Genomic DNA, 20,873 nt, shown 5'->3' with positions numbered 1-20,873 from the left:
ATCTTGTAATTTCTCTTTCGAAGCCCGGGTAAACTACATCCTATGTCCTATTCATGAGGTTTGGGATAATTCGCAAAAATCCTATATAATAAGATTCATCTATTAATTGATATACCCCCAAAGGAGCTATGAGCAAACATGCTTGAATATGATATTATTGTCGTCGGCGGCGGACCTTCCGGATTGATGTCCTGTGTTGCGGCAGGGGAAAGAGGAGCTTCCGTTCTGCTGATTGACAAAGGAGATAAACTAGGCCGTAAACTTGGCATATCGGGCGGCGGAAGATGCAATGTGACGAATGCCAAAGAACAGGATGAATTGATTGCCAACATCCCGGGAAACGGCCGTTTTCTATATAGTGCTTTTCAGCATTGGAACAATAAGGATATCATGTCTTTTTTCGAGGGCCTTGGCATTCGCCTCAAAGAAGAAGACAATGGGCGCATGTTTCCTGTGACGGATAAAGCCTCCAGTGTCGTGAATGCCTTGATTGGCAAAGTGAAGGAGCTCGGCACCGACATCCGGACAAACAGTCCGGTGAAAAGAGTTCTTTATGAGAACGGCCGGACGGCCGGGATCGAACTGAAATCCGGGGAAGTGATCAAGTCTTCCTGCGTGATCATTGCAACCGGCGGACAGTCTGTGCCGCAAACCGGTTCGACGGGGGACGGGTATCCTTGGGCTGAGGCGGCAGGACATACGATCACGGAGCTGTATCCAACCGAAGTGCCTATCGTCTCCACCGAGCCTTTTATTGCCTCTAAAGAGCTGCAAGGTTTGTCACTGCGGGATGTGGAGCTCTCCGTCTGGAATCCGAAAGGAAAAAAAGTGATTGCCCACCGGGGAGATATGCTGTTCACCCATTTCGGGGTGTCCGGGCCGATCGCGCTGCGCTGCAGTCAGTTCATCCGCCAGGTGCAGCGGAAGTTTGATATCGTGAATGTGGACATGGCCATCGATATGTTCCCCGATCGCTCTCAAGCTGAGCTTGAGGCCGATCTCAAAGGACGGCTGGAGGATGAGCCGAGAAAAAGCATCAAAAACGTGCTCAAGGGCATGCTGCCGGAACGAATGATCCCCCTGCTGCTATCCAAGTCCTCCATCGACAGCGACATGATCTGCAGCGGTATCTCCAAAACGGCGCTGACAACCTTTATCTCGATTCTAAAAAAGTTCTCGTTCCGCGCGTCGGGCACCCGTTCGCTGAAGGAGGCCTTCGTGACAGGCGGCGGCGTCAGCCTCAAGGAAATCCAGCCCAAAAGCATGGAATCCAAGCTGATGCCCGGCCTCTTCTTCTGCGGTGAAATTCTGGATATTCACGGATACACCGGCGGTTACAATATTACGGCCGCCTTTGCAACCGGTTATACGGCAGGCAAGCATGCTGCCGAAGCAGCAGCGGTAAACAAATCATAAAAAACGTCGATCGACGTTCTTTCACAGATGACAGACCGCGGTTAGATGAGGTTTTTCTTGCGATATCAGGAAGTCACTAGCTTCGAAGTTTATACTTTCTGATATCTTGAATAAAAGCGCGCTGTATGCCCCATCCCTTGGAGCATTCCAGCGCGCTTTTTATTATTCTTGCGGGTGTCTCTCCTCTTTGTAGACCGGCCAAGACATAAGCGATGGCGCTACCATGACTGCCAGCACAGTCAGTGCAAGCACGGCGAGCCATCCCATCCCCCCTTGCAAAAGCGTTAGCCCAGCCACGAGCGAATAAAGAAATGCGGGAAGAGCGAGCAAGGTTCGGACCGCGAGGACACCAGCCGAACGATGCTGCTGATTCGTAAACGGGAGCACCTGCATAAACTCGGCTTTGGCGAACACCGCCCATCTTGTATTCAGCCAATACGACATCATCAATACCAGAGCAAGGTATACGATGATTTTGATGATCGGCGGCGGCAGCCAGACAGCCGGAATGCCGACCAGCGTAATCTGAATGTACAATAACAAGCTCTCCGGGTGGCGCAAAATCGCCTTTAACCCCGCATCGGCCAGCCTCTTCTCCACTGTACCTTTGAACAATCGGCCGGACTTGCGCATAAACCAGGTCTTGCTTCGTACACTTGGTGGTTTGCCGACGGCTTGAACGAGCAGCTTCTCCGTCAACTGGACCCTTGTCTTCGCATCCTCACGCGCATCTGCGATGAAGGTTCCTTGCATGGCAAGCCGCTTGCGGCTAAGAAGAAACAGCACCATAAGCAGAATCAAGGCAGCTGCCCACAATACAGCATAGGACTCAAGCCAAAATGTAACAAGCAGCGCTAACAGTCCGAATGAGAGCCAGCGTACGAGATAAGTCATTCCATGTTTCCGCCAGCCTTTATAGCTGGAGCGAATCATAGCGGTTAATAAATTCGCGCACCAGGCGCATAGAGCCGTCATCATCAGCAAGGTCACCAGGGCAATGCCGGTTATCTCATGTTCCCTGACCAGAATTGGCAGCGCAAGCACTGTAACGACCAATCCCTTGATCGCTGAGACCGTATGACTGTATGCCATGCCCCTGATCATTAACCCCTTCATCCAGCCTCGCTGCTGGCGAAGAAACAATACGTCAGCCTCTTCCAGGAACAGCAGCACTCTGCCTGAGAACATAAAGAGCAGAAGGCCTGCCACCGCCTGCAGCGGAAAGAACTGGGCCCATCCGGGAAGCGGGCTCGTCCATAACTCGCGGTAGAGCCCGCCTCCCAGCAGCAGACCCGGAACAATGATATACAGCATTACGATCCAGTCGACCACGGTTGCCAGATTGTCGCGTTGATTCTTCCAATGAGCGGTCACCCTTCGCCAAAAGAGGGCGCCCGGATGGCTAAAATGATAGGATCGATCCATGTCCATTCCCTCCCTCATGTCAGCGCATCGAAACAATCAAACAACGATGCGCCGGGAAGATCAGCGGCCTGGCGGATTTGATCCAACGTGCCCTCCGAGGCAATCCGGCCTGCGGATATGAGCACAAAGCGATCGCAAATTTTCTCTGCAGTATCCAGCACATGGGTGGACATCAATACGCCGGCTCCACGACTTCTCTCCTCAAGCAGCAGATTCAAGAAATCTCGGGTGGCTCGGGGATCCAATCCAATAAACGGTTCATCTACAATATAGACGTCCGGCTTAGAGAGAAATCCGATCATCAGCATCATCTTCTGCTTCATTCCTTTGGAGAAGCCTCCCGGCAATTCATTGCGCACCGGCTCCATTCCAAACTGACGGAGAAGCTGATCGGCCTGTCTCTCGAAATGTTCATCATCCATTCCAAATGCAGCCGCCGCCAAATCCAAATGCTCCCACAGCGTCAAATCCTCATAAAACACCGGCTGCTCGGGAACGTAAGCATATCGGGGAGGCTGACCTGCGATAAAGACGTCAGCTTTACTATCTTTAAGCAGCCCCAGCACCGTCTTAATGGTTGTGCTCTTTCCGGCTCCATTCGGACCGATCAACCCCAGCAGTTCGCCGGGTGCCACTTGAAACGATATATCCCGTATGCGCGGGCGGCCTGGTTCGTAACCCGCCTGCTGAATATCCACCTTCAGTACCGGTTCGGTACCCCATTCATTCTCTTGAATCTTATGCATCCTAACACCCCATCCGTTAATCCTTATCTCAGTATTACGCAGATGGACAAAGATTCGTTGCATTTAGCAAAACATTCATTTAAATCCCTCTGATTCCGGCTTATCGAGCTGGAGGTGTAGTTGATACGAGCGGAGAATGAAAATGTTTCGGCCGGATTGTGACAAATCACATGTTGAATTTACTCATTTCAGCGTAATCTTAGATTTGAAGTAATTCAGGACATGAGTCCATATCAAAGGCGGGAGAATGTATGAAGGTGTCACATGAACGCGATACACAGCTTGCTATGCACCTGTATCGGGTGTTTGCCAAGTCATTCAAGAGCGTCAACGAACATGTCGTGAATAACAGTAAAATCGAAGGCTTTAATCCAACTTCATTTGCCGTAATGGAAGTACTGTTCTATAAAGGCCGCCAGCCCATCCAGCAGATCGGGGCACAGCTGCTCCTGCAGAGCGGAAACGTAACCTATGTAGTTGATAAGCTCGTTGAAAAAGGTTATGTGCGCCGCAAACCCTGTCCCGAGGACAGAAGAGTCATTTACGCCGAGCTGACTCCGCCCGGAGAGCAATTAATGCAGAAGCTATACCCCCTGCATGAACGTCACATCGAGCATGCCCTGGGTGGATTGGATGAGGAAGAGAAACATCAACTCATTGGGCTTCTGAGTAAAATGGGGAAACATGCGGAACAGGTACAAATCGTGCGCCAGCAGGGCTGAAAAAACAAAGAGAAGAACCCTTCCTCCTTCTCGGAAACAGGGTTCTTCTAGCTCAATGTACTGGTTAGAAACGCTCAGTCTTTAAAGCCTTCCAAGGCAATAGTCGGTTTCCCGTCCGCCTGCCAGGCTCCCTTGTTGTATCCCGCATTGTATCCCGGCGCTGCTTCAGGCTCCCAGTAGAACACACCCAGCCCCGTACCTCCCGCTAAGCCTCTCACCTTGGTCTTAATGCTCTGGATAAAGCTCTTGGCTGCCTCCGGTTGATTGTAATCCATGCCGATTTCGCTGATCATGATGCTTTTTCCATATCTGGCGGTCATGTCTTTGGCATTGGCAATCGTTTGATCGACCTTCGAAGTCCAATCGCCTGCTTCCGGGTACAGCGACATGCCGATAATATCAAAGTTCGCGCCGTTGCTGATCAAGCCACCAATGTTCCACTTGAACAATTCATTGTCGTAGCCATTCGATAAATGAACGATCGTCTTGGTCTGGCTGCTGACGGACTTCACTGCATTATGCCCCGTATTGACGAGCCAGGCGTAATTCTTCATGTTCGCCGAAGCTTTGCCGTCCTCCCACAGCATCCCGTTGTTGGTTTCGTTGCCGACCTGTACCCAATCCGGCGTCACGCCCTTATTCTTCATGGTGTTCATCACATAGACGGTATGGGAATAGACCGCATCCATCAGCTGCTGAAAGGTAAAATTACGCCAGGCATAGGGCTTGTTCTGCTGTCCCGGGTCCGCCCAGGAATCGCTGTAATGCAGCGTAAGCATAATGCTCATGCCTTTATTCTTGGCACGCTGGGCCAGCTCGGCGGCTTTTTCCGCATTCAGATAGCCGTTCATGTAATCATTCATATTGGGATTTACCCAGACTCGAATCCTGGCGGAATTGATCTGGTAATCATTCTTCAGAATGTCCAGAATATCGCGCTGAACCCCTGTCTTGTCCTTCCACTTATATCCTTGAGCTTCCATACCGGGAACCCAGCTGATGTCCGCTCCTTTTGCAAAAGCAGGCGCCGCCTCGGCTGAGCCGTTACCCGTAAAGCCAAACGATAACGCAAGCATCGATACGCATAGAAACATCCTGAACCAAACTCCTTTCGCAACTTCAGTCATCATGATACCTCCTTGGTTTTCGTTCACTGCGCAAGTGACATCCCTATTGTAAGCGCTCTCCAAATGAAGCCACAGGGCATAATACCAACATTTCCGGTCCTTTTCCAAGCAAAATGAACCCCGTGCGCAAGGGGGTGAAATGTCAGATCCGGTGCGGATAAGACGATCCTATGGTATAGACAAAAGAACTGCGCGGTATATGAAGAAAGGACAGACACCGTACGAAGGCACCTGTCCCTGGAGGAGGCATGTTGTGAAACGAATCGGAGCATCGAAAGCTAAGACGGCTTACGCACTCCCGCCTTTCATGATCACCTTCACTCCATAAGGAGCCAACACAAGTTCAGCCCCTATGGCTTCGCCTGAGATAAAATCGCTGTACCGGGTTCCGTCCAGCGTGACACGCTTCGCTTCGCCAGAGAAATTCATCACGAAAATGTAGTCCGACTCTCCATCCGTACGAATGGATGTGCTAACGCCTGGAGGCAGCTCCACCGGCAGCGCCCGGCGGACACCAGTCTGTTCAACGAGTTTCCTGTAAAAATCGGAATGAAACGGCTCCTTGTTCCGGGAGGCAATATAATAGGCCCGGCCCTTCCCCAGCTGATTGACCGTCAAAGCAGGCCGTCCCGCATAAAAATCGGATGAGTAAACGGCCAGTGCCTCCGCCGTCTCCAGATGAATGAGGTCGCAGAGCTCAATGGCTTCATAAGCTTTGGCCAAGCCAAGCCCCCCTCCGTCATTCGTTACGATCCCATTGACATCGTGATCATGGAGAGCATCGATTTCCTCCGACCATACGCCGAGCGTCTTACGGAGGGGCCCCGGAAATCCGCCAAGGAAGCAAAGGTCAAACTCGTCGACGATTCCCGACCAATACGTTGCAACAAACGTGCCGCCCGCTTCCACAAATTGTTGAATCCGCTCGCCCACGCCTGGGCGTACCATATACAGCATGGGCGCTACCAAAAGTTTATATCTGGAGAAGTCCTGCTCCATATCGATGACGTCGATCGGGACTCCCAACTCCCATAAAGCCCGGTAATGATCTTGCACGGTCTCCTCATACTTGATTCCCTTGTTCCGCGGACCCTGGGCATCGTTGATGGCCCAGCGGTTCTCCCAGTCAAAAATGACCGCCGCTTCCGCCGGAATGCCTGTCCCTACAACGGCATCCATCTTCTTGAGATAGTCCCCGACCTTGGCCACATCGCTGAACACCCGGGTGTGTTCATGACCGACATGATCGACGACGGCGCCATGCAGCTTCTCGCTCGATCCCCTGCTCTTGCGCCATTGAAAATATTGCACCGTATCCGAACCATGGGCAACGGCTTGCATGGAAGACAGCAAATGCATACCCGGACGCTTCAACTTGCTCACCGGCTGCCAGTTGGTCAGACTTGGCGTGCTCTCCATCAGCATCCAAGGCTGTCCGCCTTTGATCGAACGAATGATATCATGCATCATGGCAACGCGGGCTGCCTGCACAGCATCATCCCCGCCCTGGTCATGCCAGGTCGGATAGCTGTCCCAGGATATCACGTCCAGCAGATCGGCAAACTTCCAGTAATTCAGTCCTTCAAAATATTCCATCAGATTCATCGTAACCGTAAGGGATGGATTGACCCTGCGGAGGGGTTCCATTTCATGCCGGATGAAATCCGCCGTCTGATCGGTTACAAACCGTCTCCAATCCAGGTTCATTCCATGGACCTGCGTCTCTCCGTGTGGTGCCGGGGATTCAACCTGGCTCCATGTCGTAATCGTGTGACTCCAGAATGCGGTCCACCAGGCATGGTTCAGCTCATCCAGCGTGGCGTACTTCGCCTGCAGCCAAGACCGGAATGCGTCCTGACAGTAGTCGCAATGGCAATCGCCGCCAAACTCGTTCGAGATATGCCAGCCGATCACGGCTGGATGGTTGCCGTACCGCTCCGCAAGCTTCCTGTTGATCGTATGGACCTTCTCCCGATAGACCGGCGAAGTATAACAGTGGTTATGCCGGAAGCCGTGCAGGTTACGGACCCGTCTCTCGCTTACGCGCAGCACCTCGGGATACTTCTCCGACATCCAGGCCGGTCTTGCGCCGCTTGGCGTAGCCAAAAAGGCATAAATTCCATTGGCGGCAAAGCGGTCCAATACGCCGTCAAGCCAATCAAACGTGAATACCCCTTCCTCGGGCTCCAATGAAACCCATGAAAAAATGCCGATGGACATCACATTGCAATTCGCCAGCTTCATCAGCCGGATGTCTTCTTCGAGGACTTCGGGATAACGGAGCCATTGCTCCGGATTATAATCGGCGCCATGCAGCATGTGCGGAACGCGCGAGCTAATCGGATTAAACGTTCGTTTCATAGTAGGTTAAACCTCCTGTTTCCTGTTATGTTTGCATCTCTTATTCTTTGACAGAGCCCAGCGTCATCCCTTTAACGAAAAAACGCTGCAAAAAAGGATAGACCAGCAGGATGGGCGCCGCGCCGATAAAGATCTGTGCGGCATTCACCGTCGTCTGGGACAACAGCTCCATCTCTTTCGGGCTCATGCTCATCGAGCTCATGTCTCGCTGGATAATAACCGTCTGCAGGAAGGTCGCCAGCGGGAAGTCCTTGGCATTGTTCAGATACAGCAGCCCGTCAAACCATGAGTTCCAATGGAACACCATGCTGAACAGCGCAATCGTGGCAATCGAGGGCAGCGAGATCGGCAAATAAATCTTAAACAGCGTTTTGAAATGGCCGGCTCCATCGATGAAAGCCGCTTCCTCCAGTTCTTTCGGAATCCCCCTGAAGAAGTTCAGCATCAGGATCACCAGAAAGGTATTCACCGTGCCGGGAATGACCAGCACCCAGAAGGAGTTGATCAAGCCCAGCTTCTGAATCACGATATAGAATGGCACCAGGCCGCCATTAAACACCATGCTGAACACAAACAGCCAGGAATAAATACTGCGGCTGCGGAAGACGCGGTTCTCCTTGGACAGCGGGTACGCGGCCAGGAACGTTACGGCAAGCGTTAGAGCCGTTCCTAATACGGTACGCGCAATGGAGATCCAGATCGAGTGCAAAAACGCCGGGTTATTAATCGTTTTCTTGTAAGCCTCCAGCGAAAAATCGACCGGCCATAATCCCACCAGACTGGCGTCGGCAGCGGCTTTGGAGCTGAACGAAATCGCCAGCACATGAAGCAGCGGAATGATGCAGAGAATGGCCAGCGCGACAAGCAAGCAGGTATTAAACACGTTAAATATGCGGTATTCCATCGTTTTATGGTACATGGCTCTCCCTCTTTCGCTCTGCTAGAATATACGGTAGCCCGCCCACTTGTAGGCCAGCCGATAGGATACGAGAATAAGGGCCATACTGATCACCGATTTAAACAAGCCGATGGCCGTTCCAAACCCCATCTCGCCATTCAGGATTGCTGTACGGTATACAAAGGTATCGATAATATCGCCTTTCTCGTATACCAGCGGATTGTACAGGTTGAAGATTTGGTCAAACCCGGCATTCAGGATGTTGCCAAGCGCCAATGTTCCGACAACGATCGTGATGGGAATCATGGCAGGGATCGTGATATGAAGCGTTTGCTTCAGGCGTCCCGCTCCATCCATCTCCGCAGCTTCGTACAAGGTCGGGCTGACACCGGCCAGCGCAGCCAGGAATACAATCGTATTGTAGCCAAACTCCTTCCATACGTCAGACACGATCACCGTGAACCGGAACCAGTTATTGTCTCCGAGAAAAAAGATCGGATCGATGCCGACGGCCGCCAGAATCCGATTGGCAAAGCCGTCCACGGCGAGCATTTCGATCAAAATTCCGCCCAGAATGACCCAGGACAAAAAGTGGGGCAAATACACCATCGTCTGGATGCTCCGCTGAAGCGCCGTTTTTCGGATTTCATTCAGCAGGATGGCAAACACGAACGGAATCAGTAGATTGAACACGATTTTCATCACCGCGATGACCAAGGTGTTCCATATGACCTGCATGCTGTCCTGCCTTTCAAATAAATAACGGAAATTGTCCAAGCCCACCCATGCGGAGCCGCCAACGCCCTCCCACGGCTTATAGTCCTGAAAAGCCATAATGATGCCGCCCATCGGCAAATAACTGAATAAGAACAGACAGATAAGGGCCGGCAGCAGCATGACGTGGAAAGGCCATGTTTTTTTCATCCTCTTCATCCAAGATCCTCCCGTTAAATCAATCTACCTCTTGATTATAGGACCCGTCCCACGGGACGCAGTAGCCCACAAAACCAATATTCATGGCACGATAGCAATCAATTTGCGGCGGCTCCAATTGCACAAAAAGGACGGCCTTTGGCAGGCCGCCCTTCATTAATCGGTAACCATAACTATTTCACGCTTTGATACCATTCGTTAACCTCTTTGGTGATCTGTTCACCGCCTCCGGCTTTCCACGTCTCTACAAATTTATCAAACGATTCAACCGGCTGCTTGCCGTAAATGATCTCGTTCAGGGTTTGATTCTCGATCTTCAGCAGATAATCCCACTTCGATTTCATGGTGGCGGTAACCGGTCCCGTAAACATGTTCTTCTTGGAGATCTCCTCTTGGGAGAGGAGCACCTCGGCAGCGGCCGGCGTATCCTTGCCATAGTTGACCGCGACATCTTTTTCGAGACGGCTCTCCGGCTTTTCCCCTTTTGCCAGCTTCAGCAGCGCTTTCATCTGCTCGTCCGGAATCCGGGCGCCGTCGCGGACCAGCAAATAACGGACGACATTGACATAACCGCCTTCGATTTGATCGTTCGGAACCATTTCGCCATTGGCATCGAGCTCGAAGTCATAACCTTCAAACAGTCCATTTGCAAATTCGCCGCCTTCCTTGGACACGGCAAAGTTATCAAACAGGTAGTTCTGATACGTGAAGAAAGCTTCAGGATGCTCCATGTCTTTATGGATCAGGGTAACGCCATTTGTATACTGCGTTCCATGCCGCATCGCAGTGCCATCAGGACCAGCCGGAATTTGCACAGGCTTCCAGACGGCTTCCGGCGCATTCTTCACGGTATCGATCAGCGGCCAGCCGCTCATCCAATAGGGCCCCGGAATGATCCCGGCCGTTCCGGCTACAGCCGGCTCGGCAGTCTTATTCTCATCCCACAGTGCGGCTTCCTTCGGAATATACCCTTTATTCATCCACTCGTTCAGCTTCGCCAAGCCTTCCTTCATGCCAGGATGAACCGAGCCATATTCCAGGCTTCCGTCCTCAGCCACGTTCCACTGCTGCGGCAGCGTTCCGTAAGCGCCGAATATCCAGGACGGATCGCCCATCCAGGTGCTCATGGACGTTTTGAAGCCAATGCTGAGCGGGGTGACTTTGTCCGGGGCTAGACCGGACGGGTTCTGGTTCTTGAAGGCCTCCATCACCTGCTCAAGCTCATCCATCGTCTTCGGTGCGCTCATCCCCAGCTTGTCCAGCCAATCCTGCCGGATCCATAATACATAGTCGTGATTATAGGCAAAATCCAGTACCGGAAGCCCCATTCGCTTACCGTCCCGGCTGTACTGATTCCACACATTGGAATCCAGATTCATCGCGTTCTTCCACGTTTCCGATGCATACTGGTCAAACAGCGTGCCTACCTCGGCAAACATGCCGGAATCGATTAAATCCTGGGCCAGCTGCTGATTTTCGGTACCGAGCGTGACGATATCCGGCATCTCCTGTCCGGAGGACATAGCCAGACGCAGCTTGGTTGCAAAAGCGCCGTTGGTATCCGTAATGGACCACAGCGATTTGATGTTGATGCCGAACTTCTCCTTGGCCCACTTCGTAGCCACGTTGTTCTCGATCGTTTCCCCATTCTTGAATTGCAGCGTTGGATCGACGCCCCACACCGTCGTAATCGTAACTTCCGGATCGTATTTGTCTTTGTAGACGTTTTCAGTTTTGGATTCGGCTGGCTGCTGTGCCGCTTCCGGCTTCGGCTCGCTCCCGGAGCATCCGGCCAAGGATCCGGCCAACAGCAAGGACGCAGCCAGGATCGGGAACCATTTCTTTCTTCTAGCGTTCATATCTAAATCCCCCTTCTACCACCTTATGGATTACATGTTTAATTATAGAGGGGCCGGCAGCCGCATCCTATGTCACGAATCGAAGATTTCTGCACCTTTAGCAACATCCTTGGTCTCTGTATTCGTTCGGCGTCATCCCGTAGTGCTTCCGGAACATCTTGCTAAAATACTGCGGGTTCTGGTAGCCAAGCTCAGCGGTAATTTCATAAATCTTCTTGTTTGTATGCTTCAGCAGGTATAACGCCCGCTCCATTCGCTTGCGGATGATATAATCGCCAAGTCCCTCTCCGGTTTCACTCTTATAAATCTTGGATAAATACACCGGATGCAGGAATACCCGGTCCGCAATCGTCTTGACGGACAGGTCATGACCCGAATCGGCAGTCACCATCTCCTGAACCTGTTTGATGATATGGCTTTTGCTCGTTATCTCCTGCTCGGAGGAGATATCATGAAGTTTGTTCAGCATATCAAGCGACCAGGAACGCAGCTTCGCAGCCGACTGAACCACCTGCTGAATATACAGGGGATCCCAGCCGGCCTGGTCCAGCTGATGAACGTAATGGCCCTGCTTATGAGCCAGGTACATAAAGGCATTCGCAACCGATAAAAACATTTCATACAACGCCGTCTGCCCAATGAATGCGGTTTCAAGCTCTGCAAAAACTTGTTCTATTTTGTCCCGGGCGGCATCCCACTGCCTTGTCTCCAGCAGATGCAGCAGACTGGGCGGTTTGGCAAAAGCCTGGGTAACGTCCCATACAGGCTCGCGCAGCCGGCCATCATGGTCTTCAGTAAACCGGATGGCTTCATGATCTCCGTTTCCCCAGAGGTAAAGCGAGCTTAATCCCGACCGGTAAACGGATGCCAATTCCTCCGGAAAATCAAAGGAGGCCGATACGAGAACAGAAATGCTCCCCTTCAGATAGCTGTCCACATCCTGTTGAAACTGGTATACATACTGTTTCAATGCGCGGGAATCCGCAAATGGATTCATTTCCTCTGCCTTGTACTCGCTCTTGGACTGAGCCAACAGAATCAAGCCGTTATGCGGCGTTTTGCTGGACCACACATGGAGCAGCTCGGCAAATACCTCCTCCGCAATATTACCGATGGCATATTCCATCAGGCCGACCGAATGGTCGTCCATCCTTGTAAATTTCTGCCCGAGCTGGATCAGCAGCATGACCGTCCGCCGGTCTGTTCGTAGCGGGATCTCGTATTCATGCAGCTTGTGTTCGAGCGAAGGGCGCGGTATCTCGCGTCCAAGCAAGAGATCATGCATGAGGCTGTTTCGCAGAATGCCGAGATCCGATTTGCGGCTGTACATCAACTGATGGTACTGCCCAAGCTCCTTCCGCTCCTCCTTGATTGACGCCAAGGCGGAGCTCACGCTGCGTATGAATTCATCATCGTCCACCGGCTTCAAAATGTAATCGGATGCCTGCAGCCGAATCGCCTGCTTGGCATATTCAAAATCCGAATAACCCGTAAGTAAAATGCAGCGGATATGCGTCCAGCGCTCGGTTATGGTCTCCATCAGCTCAAGGCCGGTCATGACCGGCATCCGAACATCCGTGACCACCACATCGATGTCCTCCTCCTCCAGCAGGTCGATCGCCTCCAAGGCGGAAGAAGCCTGATACACTTCTTCAATATCCAGCTCACGCCATGGTATCGTCTGATATAAACTTTCCGTGACATAACTCTCGTCATCAACCAATAAGATATTCATTCATTCCCTGCCCCCTGCCCTGACTTTGATTGATTCCTTCCAAGCGATCCGGCAGCGGCCAATAGAGCACAGCCCGTACGCCGCCCTGCGGAGATGCCGCAAACCGCAGGCCCGCCTCTTCGCCATAACGCAGCCGCATGCGCTGGTGAACATTCCAGACGCCGCATCCCATCTCCTGATCCATCGGCTTGTTCAACCGAGCCTCCAGCTCGGCCAGCTTCTGCCCGTTCATACCTATTCCGTTATCATCCACTTGGATGCAGGCCATGCCGTCCAAAATTCGGAAGGTTATCCTGATTTCACCGTCGCCCGAGTGAGGTTCAATGCCATGGAGGACGGCATTCTCCACGAGGGGCTGGATGACCAGCGGCGGGATCTCCATGCCTTCGGCTTCCTCCGTCAAATCGAGATAATATTTAAGACGCCTCATCCGCATCTGCTGAATTTCCAAATAATGCGTAACGAACTCCATCTCATCGGGCAAGGGAACCAGTTCCCGTTCCTGACGCGTGGTATAGCGGAAATACCGGGACAAGCTGTGCGACATCGCCACGACGGCTTCGTATTTCCGAAGCTTCGCCATACTGGTGATAAACGAGAAGCAATTGTAGAAGAAATGGGGATTGATCTGGGACTGCAGCTGCTTCAGCTTCGCTTCCCTGACATGGATCTTCTCCATGTATACATGCTCGAACAGCTCCTGGATCTGCTCCACCATCGAGTTGAATCTCGTAGCCAGAAAACTGAACTCGTTTCGGCCCGATACCTTCATCCTCACCGCGTAATCCCCGGCCTGCAGCCTGCGGAACACATAAACCAGCTGCTTGATCGGAACCTGAACCTGGGAGTACAGCAGGTATGCAGCGAGGCAGCTCATCAAGAGCAATGCGGCGATCGATATATAAAAGAGCCTGTTGGACGTATGGATCGGCTTCATAATGTCCGATAGCGGAATATAGTCTATCAAATACCATCCGGTCGTTTCCGATAATACGATGCTGACCGAATAGGTTTTGCCGCCCACTTCCTTCACGCGGTTCTCCACGTCTTGGAGCGGCTCCCGACCCAGCTCCGCAATCATATGGTTAATCAGTTCCTGGTCCGCGGTACGGTTGTAAATAACGCCGGTATCCGGTTTATAGTAGAACGGATCGCTCCTTCCGTCGCTTTTAAAGCGGTCCAGCATATCCTGAATGTTGGTGCTGTCGAATTCCACCTTGATCACGGTATTTGACTTGCCTGTATGATGCTGGGTGGAATACGGTGCCACCGAATACCAGACAAACAGGAAACGCCGATCGCTCCCCTCATCATAAGGAGTGACCTGCCAGCCCGGCTTCACGTCCTCCGCAAGCTCCTTTGGCGAGTAAAACCCGGCATCGCTTTCGGTGACCACCCGCCCAAGGGACGGGGAATAAATGGCCAGGTGGCTGCGCCAGTTCGAAGAGCTCTCCTGTATGCTCAGCTTCGTCTGAATCTGCTTCACCAGGTTAATCGCGTCCAGGTTCAGATATTTATCCTGCAAATAAATATCCCGAAAGCTTGAAATGTCCGGGTCATGCAGCAGCAAATTCGGCCACGATGCCAAAATATCGATATTGGTATTCACCTGATTCTGAAAGAAGACGAGCTGGTTCGTATTCGATCGGCTGAGCTCCTTGCTGAGCACGTTCGTCGTGGTTTGGTTGGAATAGAAATAGAGGCCGACAATCGGAATCAACATCAGGAAAATAAACAGCATGATTTTTCGGAACAGATTAAATTTGGACATACGTCGGCAGCCCCTTGGGTTATGTAGTATGAGAAGTTCATTTATAGAGTGAAATATGTTTATTATATCGGAGTTCACCCTGCGCCGTGTAGGGCATATTAGCAAGATTTCAGACACTTTCGAAGGGGATTGTTGCGAAATAGAGAAAACAGGATCCCGGCCTCAAAGAGAGCGGGATCCTGTTAAATATGCTATGAAAAAATATATGCCTTACATGAGTCCATCCATCAATGGCCTGACGGCTGTGTCTCTTCCGTTCCCGTCTCGGGTTCAGGAGGCGCATTGCGGAAGGCGGCCACGATCAGCATACAGATCACCGCCATCACGGCCATCACCACAAACAAGGAATTCAGGCTGCCCTCCAGTATCCCGCTCAGCAGGCTGCCTGACCCTTCCGGCAGTTCAGCCATGCCATGCGGAGAGAGCAGCTTATTAATATCGTCGCTGGTAATGCCTGCGGCATCCGGCTCCGCCGCAAGTCTGCCCGCAATTCCCGCATTGACCCATAATCCGAACACCGCTACGCCCACGGTCTGACCGAACGTGCGGATGAAGGAGTTCAGCGCCGTGGAAGCTCCCCGGACCTCATAACCCACCGAGGATTGCGCGATGATCTGAAACAAGGTGGAGATATATCCAAAGCCGACCCCATAAATGAACGTAAAGACCAGCAGCACGCCCAGCGCCGTATCCTTATGCATGAACGCCAATCCCACCGCTCCGATGATTAGAAATACGACGCCGATAATCGCCGTTTTCCGGGAACCGGATTTAATGATCAGGCGCCCGCTGATAATCGAACCGATCAGCCATCCGATCGACATCGGGGCTAATGTCAGGCCCGACAAGGTCGCGTTGCCGCCCCGAACCCCTTGAATCCACAGTGGCAAATACGTGGTCAGCCCGATAATAAGCGCGCTTACCAGAATATTGGCTACCGTCGATACCGTAATATCCCGGATCTTGAACAGATGGAGCGGCAGCATCGGCTCCTTCACTCTGCTCTCCACCACCAGAAACGCAGCGAGCAGCACCACGGAACCGATCATCAAACCGAGCATGAACGGAGAAGTCCAGGAATAGCTCTCTCCGCCGCCTACCGCGAGCGCAAACAGCAGCGCCGTCATTCCCACGGTAAACAGGGCCGCTCCCCCGTAATCGATCGATACTTCGCGGGTGGTGCGCTCCTCTTTGAAATAACGGAAAATCAGCCATATCGATAACAGCGCAAACGGTACATTAAAAACAAAGATCCAGTGCCAGGACAGGTAATCCACGAAATACCCGCCAAGCAGCGGTCCGATCAGAGAGGAGATTCCCCATACGGAGCTGATCATCCCCTGAATCTTCCCTCGTTCCTCCAGATTGTAAATGTCTCCGACAATCGTAAAGGTCACCGGAATAACCGCACCGGCCCCAATTCCTTGGATTGCCCTGAATATGATCAGCTGCGTCATGTTCTGCGACAGGCCGCACAGCAATGAGCCTACGAGAAAGATCAGCGAGCCGTATAAAAATACGGGCTTGCGTCCATATAAATCGCTTATTTTACCGAAGATCGGCGTTGTTACCGCCATCGTCAGCAGGTAGGCCGTAAAAATCCAGCTCATGAGGCTTACGCTGCCGAAACTGCTGATAATGGCCGGTCCCGCCGGGCCGACTACCGTTCCTTCGATCGCAGCCATGAAGGTGGATAACAAAATACCGACCAGGATATAACTGCGTTTGTCTTGTTTTAATACACCCACGTTCCTTCGTCCCCTTTACTCTAGACAGCCCCGGCATGATTCCAGTCCCTGCTGTATCAGGTTTCCGATATATGTCCTTCTGATAAGGATAAAAACCGGGGCCAACAGCATAAAAGCGCCTCCCGATACCAGGAGCGCTTTCACATCATGTAACATTTCTATTATAAGGGTTACAACGAAGGTTGCACAGTCATTTTCCCGCTTCGCAGATGAATAGAGGAAGTGGCATGTCTCTTCATGAGCTCGGGATCGTGCGTAATCATCAATATGGTCGAACCTTCCCCAATGACAAAACGGCACAGCTCGATCACCTTATCGATGGCGGCATAGTCCATCCCCGACGTCGGTTCGTCCAGGATGTACAGCGCTCTTTGCAGCATCAATTGGCTGATGATGCTCAGAAGGCGCTTCTCCCCCTGACTGAGCAGGTAGGGAGACATTTGAAGCCGACCCGTAAGCCCCGCTTTCTCCAAAAGAAACCTAGCGCGCTGCTGCTGGCCAGCAGACAGCTCCGGACGCTTCTTCACGGACACCCCTCCATGAAGACTGTAAATCAGCTCCTCCCACACATTCGGGGCGGTAAACATATATTCCGGCTGCTGGAACACATAGCCGATCATCTCGGCTCTGCGGTAAACGGCCATTCCCTTCGTATCTTCCCCTTGCCAGCGTATGCTGCCTGCCGGAGCCGGCAGCAGGCCCATGATCAGGCGGCTGAGGGTCGTTTTGCCGGACCCGTTCTCCCCGGTCAGCAGCACCCAGTCGCCGGGATCAATCTTCGCATCGATATCGCGCAGCGCCTCCCGGCCGCCGGGATACGCAAACGTCAGCGAATCGATATGGAGCAGCGGGGAGACGGCAGACAGCCGCGCGCCTTCCGCATGGGTTACCGCCGCAGGCAGGGAACATGCGGGGATCTGCACTTCAGCACGGGATACCGATGCAGGCAGGGAACCTGCGGGGTTCGACGCTTCCGCACGGGATACCGATGCTGGCAGGGAGCCTGCGAGGATCGGCATTTCCGCGTGGGGTTCAGCCGAATGCGGGGAAGTTGCCGCCGGGACAGGCTTGTCCCCGGCGGCGACACCCGCTGCCTCGCCTGCAGGCCGAGGCAGCAAGCCCAGCTGCACCAGCTGCTTCCCGCAGCGGTGCAGCAGCTCCTCCGGCGGCCCGTCGAGCACGACGGCCCCGCCGTCCAGGACGATGACGCGCCCTGCGGCGCGCGCGACATCGTCAAAGCGGCCGGACGCGGTGATCAGCGTCCGGCCCTCCGCCTGCAGCTTGCGGCACAGCTGCAGGAAGTTCGCCTGCGCCGCGGCATCCAGGCTGGCGCAGGCGTCGTCAAAGACGAAGAGCCGCGGGCGCAGCGCCAGCACCGCGGCAATGGCCGTGCGCTGCCGTTGTCCGCCGGACAGGCTGCGCACCGGATCCTTCCGGCGCTCCAGCAGCTCGACCGCCGTAAGGGACTGCACCACCCGCTCCTCAATCTCAGCGGGTGAAACCCGCATATTTTCAGGACCGAAGGCCGCCTCGTCCTCTACGATGCCCTGAACGAGCTGTGCATCCGGATCCTGAAACAATACCCCTATCGCCTCGGCCACCTCGGCAATCGGCGCCGTGGCGGGATCGAAACCATTAAGCAGCACTTCCCCGGTTCTTGTGCCTCCGCCGCTCCGCGGAAGAAGACCGCACAGCAGCTGGCACAGCGTTGACTTCCCGCTCCCGCTTGCCCCGAGGACCGCGACCCACCCGTTCTGCTCGATCTCCAGATGGAGATCCTGTATAACCGGGCGCTCTTCTCCATCGTAAAGAAATCCGAGGTCCCGGCATGTTACCGTTGATCCCGACATGGAACTATCCCTTTACGGCGACGGCAAACCGGCGAAGCAGGCCTGTCTTCACTAACGCCTCTCCTAACACTTTCGTTAACAGACCGCAGAGGAGCACGCCGCTCAGAATGCGCACGACCAGCGCAATACCAAGCACTTCAAGCGGCCAAGACGTATATCCGAACATGTTGGCCGCGAACAGAAACCACAGCGGTACCATCGCGCCGCCAACCAGCATGAGCACGCCGGCACTCCACTTTTTGTGGCGGTAGATGGCAAAAATCGTCTCGGCCACGATCATATAACAGCCTGCGGCCACAAAACACGAAGCGATGCCGTATACCGTACCCGTCAGAGCTTGAATCGTGCCGCCAATCGCAAAGGTGACAACCGCCGTCCCCGGTTTACGAATGATGTAATAGGCCAAGAGCCCATACACCATATAGATGCCTGTGGTCGTCGAAGTTGCGATGGGCCCGCCAAGACTGCTCAGCAGTTTGTTAACCGGCCCTATGTACACCGTTAGAACGGCATTGACGGCAGCGAGCATCGCCATCAGGATAATTTCCTGGGTCGTAAAAGCAAACCATTTTTTTGAAGATGATGATGAATTCAAATGTAGTCCTCCTTAATTCCAGCCATGATTGGCTGTTCTAGCACTTTCGGATGCTTCATTTCATATTTTGCATGCTTCCTCCCCAACCGTCAACCTAATTTTTAATATAAAAGGTTAACAATTTAAACAATCCACCACACAAAAACCGTTGCTAACACATACATGACAGCCGATATGACCGCCCATAAAGGAATGTTAACCTCCGTACGGTACGTTCGTTCCGGATACGCGCCAAAGCCTTTGGACTCCATGGCACCCGCCGTTTGCTGCACGCGCCGCAGCGCATTGAGCAGAACAGCCGAGACAAACTTCAAGCCATAGCTGATTCGGTTACCTAGGCCCCTTGGTGGCCGATGGCCCCTTACCTGCTGGGCAGCCAAAATATGGGTTCCCTCTTCCTCCAACAGCGGGATAAAGGTTAGCGCAGCGGATATGCCAAACGCAAACCGGTAAGGGATTCGAAGACGTCTGGTCAATTCGGCTACCAGTTCTCTCGGATCTGTCGTCAAAATATAAGCCATCGAGGTTAGAAACAAGGTAAACATCCGGAGCGTCATGGCACCCGCAGCGTTAAGCGCCTCCTCTGTTAAGGAGATGGGTCCCCACTGCAGCCATATGGTCTCTCCCTTGACCGTCAGGCTGGTCAGAATGAAATAGGGTACAGCAACGATCGCAATCAGCCGGATCCCTCCCAGCAGCCGCTTGCCTGACACCTGGCCTGCAAATCGGGCTTGTCCGATGCATAACAGAAGGAATAACGCCTGCTGCCAGGCCTGATCAAGCAGCATGGCTATCACAGCGGTGCAAAGTAATATCACCAGCTTGCTTAATGGATCATATCGATGAAGAAGCGTGTTACCCTTCTCATATTGAATCAGCATATTACAACTCCTGCCTTTCTATCTGCCTTGCCCAATCTTTTCTTAACCGTGAAAAAACGACGGCATCCACATAACCGCTTGGCGTATGGCGATAATCTCTTAAGACGCCTTCGCGCGTATAGCCGATCCTCGTAAACCAACGGCATGCCCGTTCATTTCTCGGATCAACAAAAGCTTCAATCCGGTTCAGTCCCATGGAAGTGTACCCAAATGCCGCAACCATTTCGGCTGCCTCCGACATGAAGCCCTGCCCCCATAAAGCGCTTGTGAGCTCACAGCCGAATTCGCCTTTGAACGCGCCATCCAGCTGCCAAATATTAAACCCGCAGCTGCCGATCAATTGGCCTGTGTCGATGGCTTCGATGCCCCAGCGGATGGCCTCGTCCTGCTCGGCAAGCAGATGCAGCCAATGAATCAAAGCCTTTGCGTCCTCAGCCGAGTGCATGGCGGGCAAATCCAGAAAAGCGGTCGTATTCGGATCGGACCAGCAGCGGAACATCGCTTCCGCATCATCCGTCTCCATCCTGCGCAGCCGTATTCGCCGGCCATTCATTTCCGGAATGATTCCCTTGCAGACATACATGGTTTTTGCACCTCCTTGCAAAAAATCCGACTTGTATCGACTGTTTCCGGTGATACTATGTCGTGTATAAAAGAGTATAGCGAATATTTAACCCGTGTCCTGGTCATCCTTCAGTATCTCTAGAAGCTGGATGTATCTATATTGATGGATTCGGAAGGCTTCCGTCAATATGCATGTTACAGCCCCGTTGAACAGTACCGAAGAAGGAGGAAAGTCATCTGAG

General features: G+C 52.9%; 16 protein-coding genes. 2 read left to right on the top strand and 14 right to left on the bottom strand.

The annotated features are described in order from the left end of the window. Window positions 1-138: 138 nt before the first annotated feature. Window positions 139-1,416 carry a BaiN/RdsA family NAD(P)/FAD-dependent oxidoreductase gene (locus AC0VZ8_RS04240; RefSeq protein ID WP_475486125.1) on the top strand — a complete coding sequence of 426 codons (1,278 nt, stop codon included), beginning with the start codon at window positions 139-141 and terminating at the stop codon, window positions 1,414-1,416. A gap of 162 nt (window positions 1,417-1,578) precedes the next feature. Here the strand turns inward: AC0VZ8_RS04240 and AC0VZ8_RS04235 are convergent, their stop codons facing one another. Both AC0VZ8_RS04235 and AC0VZ8_RS04230 read right to left on the bottom strand, forming a co-directional pair. Then, window positions 1,579-2,841 carry an ABC transporter permease gene (locus AC0VZ8_RS04235; RefSeq protein ID WP_475486124.1) on the bottom strand — a complete coding sequence of 421 codons (1,263 nt, stop codon included), beginning with the start codon at window positions 2,839-2,841 and terminating at the stop codon, window positions 1,579-1,581. Between the two features lie 14 nt (window positions 2,842-2,855). After that, window positions 2,856-3,587: an ABC transporter ATP-binding protein gene (locus tag AC0VZ8_RS04230; RefSeq protein WP_194540891.1), complete on the bottom strand. Its 732-nt coding sequence runs from the start codon at window positions 3,585-3,587 to the stop codon at window positions 2,856-2,858. 251 nt (window positions 3,588-3,838) lie between these two features. Between AC0VZ8_RS04230 and AC0VZ8_RS04225 the strand changes: the two genes are divergently transcribed. Beyond that, entirely contained in the window at window positions 3,839-4,309 is a 471-nt protein-coding gene (locus tag AC0VZ8_RS04225; protein WP_475486123.1) for a MarR family winged helix-turn-helix transcriptional regulator, read from the top strand. 74 nt (window positions 4,310-4,383) lie between these two features. On the opposite strand, the gene AC0VZ8_RS04220 is transcribed toward AC0VZ8_RS04225, so the two are convergent. The 12 genes from AC0VZ8_RS04220 to AC0VZ8_RS04165 form a co-directional block, all read right to left on the bottom strand. After that, on the bottom strand, window positions 4,384-5,403 hold the full coding sequence (locus AC0VZ8_RS04220; RefSeq protein WP_475487637.1) for a glycoside hydrolase family 53 protein: 1,020 nt from the start codon (window positions 5,401-5,403) through the stop codon (window positions 4,384-4,386). 321 nt (window positions 5,404-5,724) lie between these two features. After that, entirely contained in the window at window positions 5,725-7,797 is a 2,073-nt protein-coding gene (locus AC0VZ8_RS04215) for a beta-galactosidase (RefSeq protein ID WP_475486122.1), read from the bottom strand. Window positions 7,798-7,837: 40 nt separating this feature from the next. Beyond that, window positions 7,838-8,716: a carbohydrate ABC transporter permease gene (locus tag AC0VZ8_RS04210; RefSeq protein ID WP_113058259.1), complete on the bottom strand. Its 879-nt coding sequence runs from the start codon at window positions 8,714-8,716 to the stop codon at window positions 7,838-7,840. A gap of 21 nt (window positions 8,717-8,737) precedes the next feature. Further along, a complete protein-coding gene (locus AC0VZ8_RS04205) occupies window positions 8,738-9,628 on the bottom strand; it encodes an ABC transporter permease (RefSeq protein ID WP_113058258.1) in 891 nt (296 codons plus the stop codon). Window positions 9,629-9,801: 173 nt separating this feature from the next. Then, window positions 9,802-11,487 carry an extracellular solute-binding protein gene (locus tag AC0VZ8_RS04200; RefSeq protein ID WP_475486121.1) on the bottom strand — a complete coding sequence of 562 codons (1,686 nt, stop codon included), beginning with the start codon at window positions 11,485-11,487 and terminating at the stop codon, window positions 9,802-9,804. Between the two features lie 97 nt (window positions 11,488-11,584). After that, on the bottom strand, window positions 11,585-13,222 hold the full coding sequence (locus AC0VZ8_RS04195) for a response regulator (protein WP_475486120.1): 1,638 nt from the start codon (window positions 13,220-13,222) through the stop codon (window positions 11,585-11,587). Next, window positions 13,203-14,993, bottom strand: a complete 1,791-nt coding sequence (locus AC0VZ8_RS04190; protein WP_475486119.1) for a sensor histidine kinase — start codon at window positions 14,991-14,993, stop codon at window positions 13,203-13,205. Before AC0VZ8_RS04190 ends, AC0VZ8_RS04195 begins: the two co-directional genes overlap by 20 nt. 227 nt (window positions 14,994-15,220) lie before the next feature. After that, the gene (locus tag AC0VZ8_RS04185) at window positions 15,221-16,741 is read right to left on the bottom strand and encodes an MDR family MFS transporter (protein ID WP_071221895.1); all 1,521 of its coding nucleotides are present in this window, start codon (window positions 16,739-16,741) and stop codon (window positions 15,221-15,223) included. A 170-nt stretch (window positions 16,742-16,911) separates the two neighbouring features. Continuing rightward, complete coding sequence (locus tag AC0VZ8_RS04180; protein ID WP_475486118.1) at window positions 16,912-18,591, bottom strand: ABC transporter ATP-binding protein; 1,680 nt, start codon at window positions 18,589-18,591, stop codon at window positions 16,912-16,914. Window positions 18,592-18,595: 4 nt separating this feature from the next. Continuing rightward, entirely contained in the window at window positions 18,596-19,186 is a 591-nt protein-coding gene (locus AC0VZ8_RS04175; protein ID WP_397376776.1) for an ECF transporter S component, read from the bottom strand. 122 nt (window positions 19,187-19,308) lie between these two features. Beyond that, a complete protein-coding gene (locus AC0VZ8_RS04170; protein WP_475486117.1) occupies window positions 19,309-20,067 on the bottom strand; it encodes an energy-coupling factor transporter transmembrane component T family protein in 759 nt (252 codons plus the stop codon). A gap of 1 nt (window position 20,068) precedes the next feature. Continuing rightward, window positions 20,069-20,650: a GNAT family N-acetyltransferase gene (locus AC0VZ8_RS04165; protein WP_475486116.1), complete on the bottom strand. Its 582-nt coding sequence runs from the start codon at window positions 20,648-20,650 to the stop codon at window positions 20,069-20,071. Window positions 20,651-20,873 lie beyond the last annotated feature (223 nt).

The organism is Paenibacillus sp. QJM3NY_38 (genome assembly GCF_056173265.1).
This window is presented reverse-complemented; position numbering and strand designations above follow the sequence as displayed.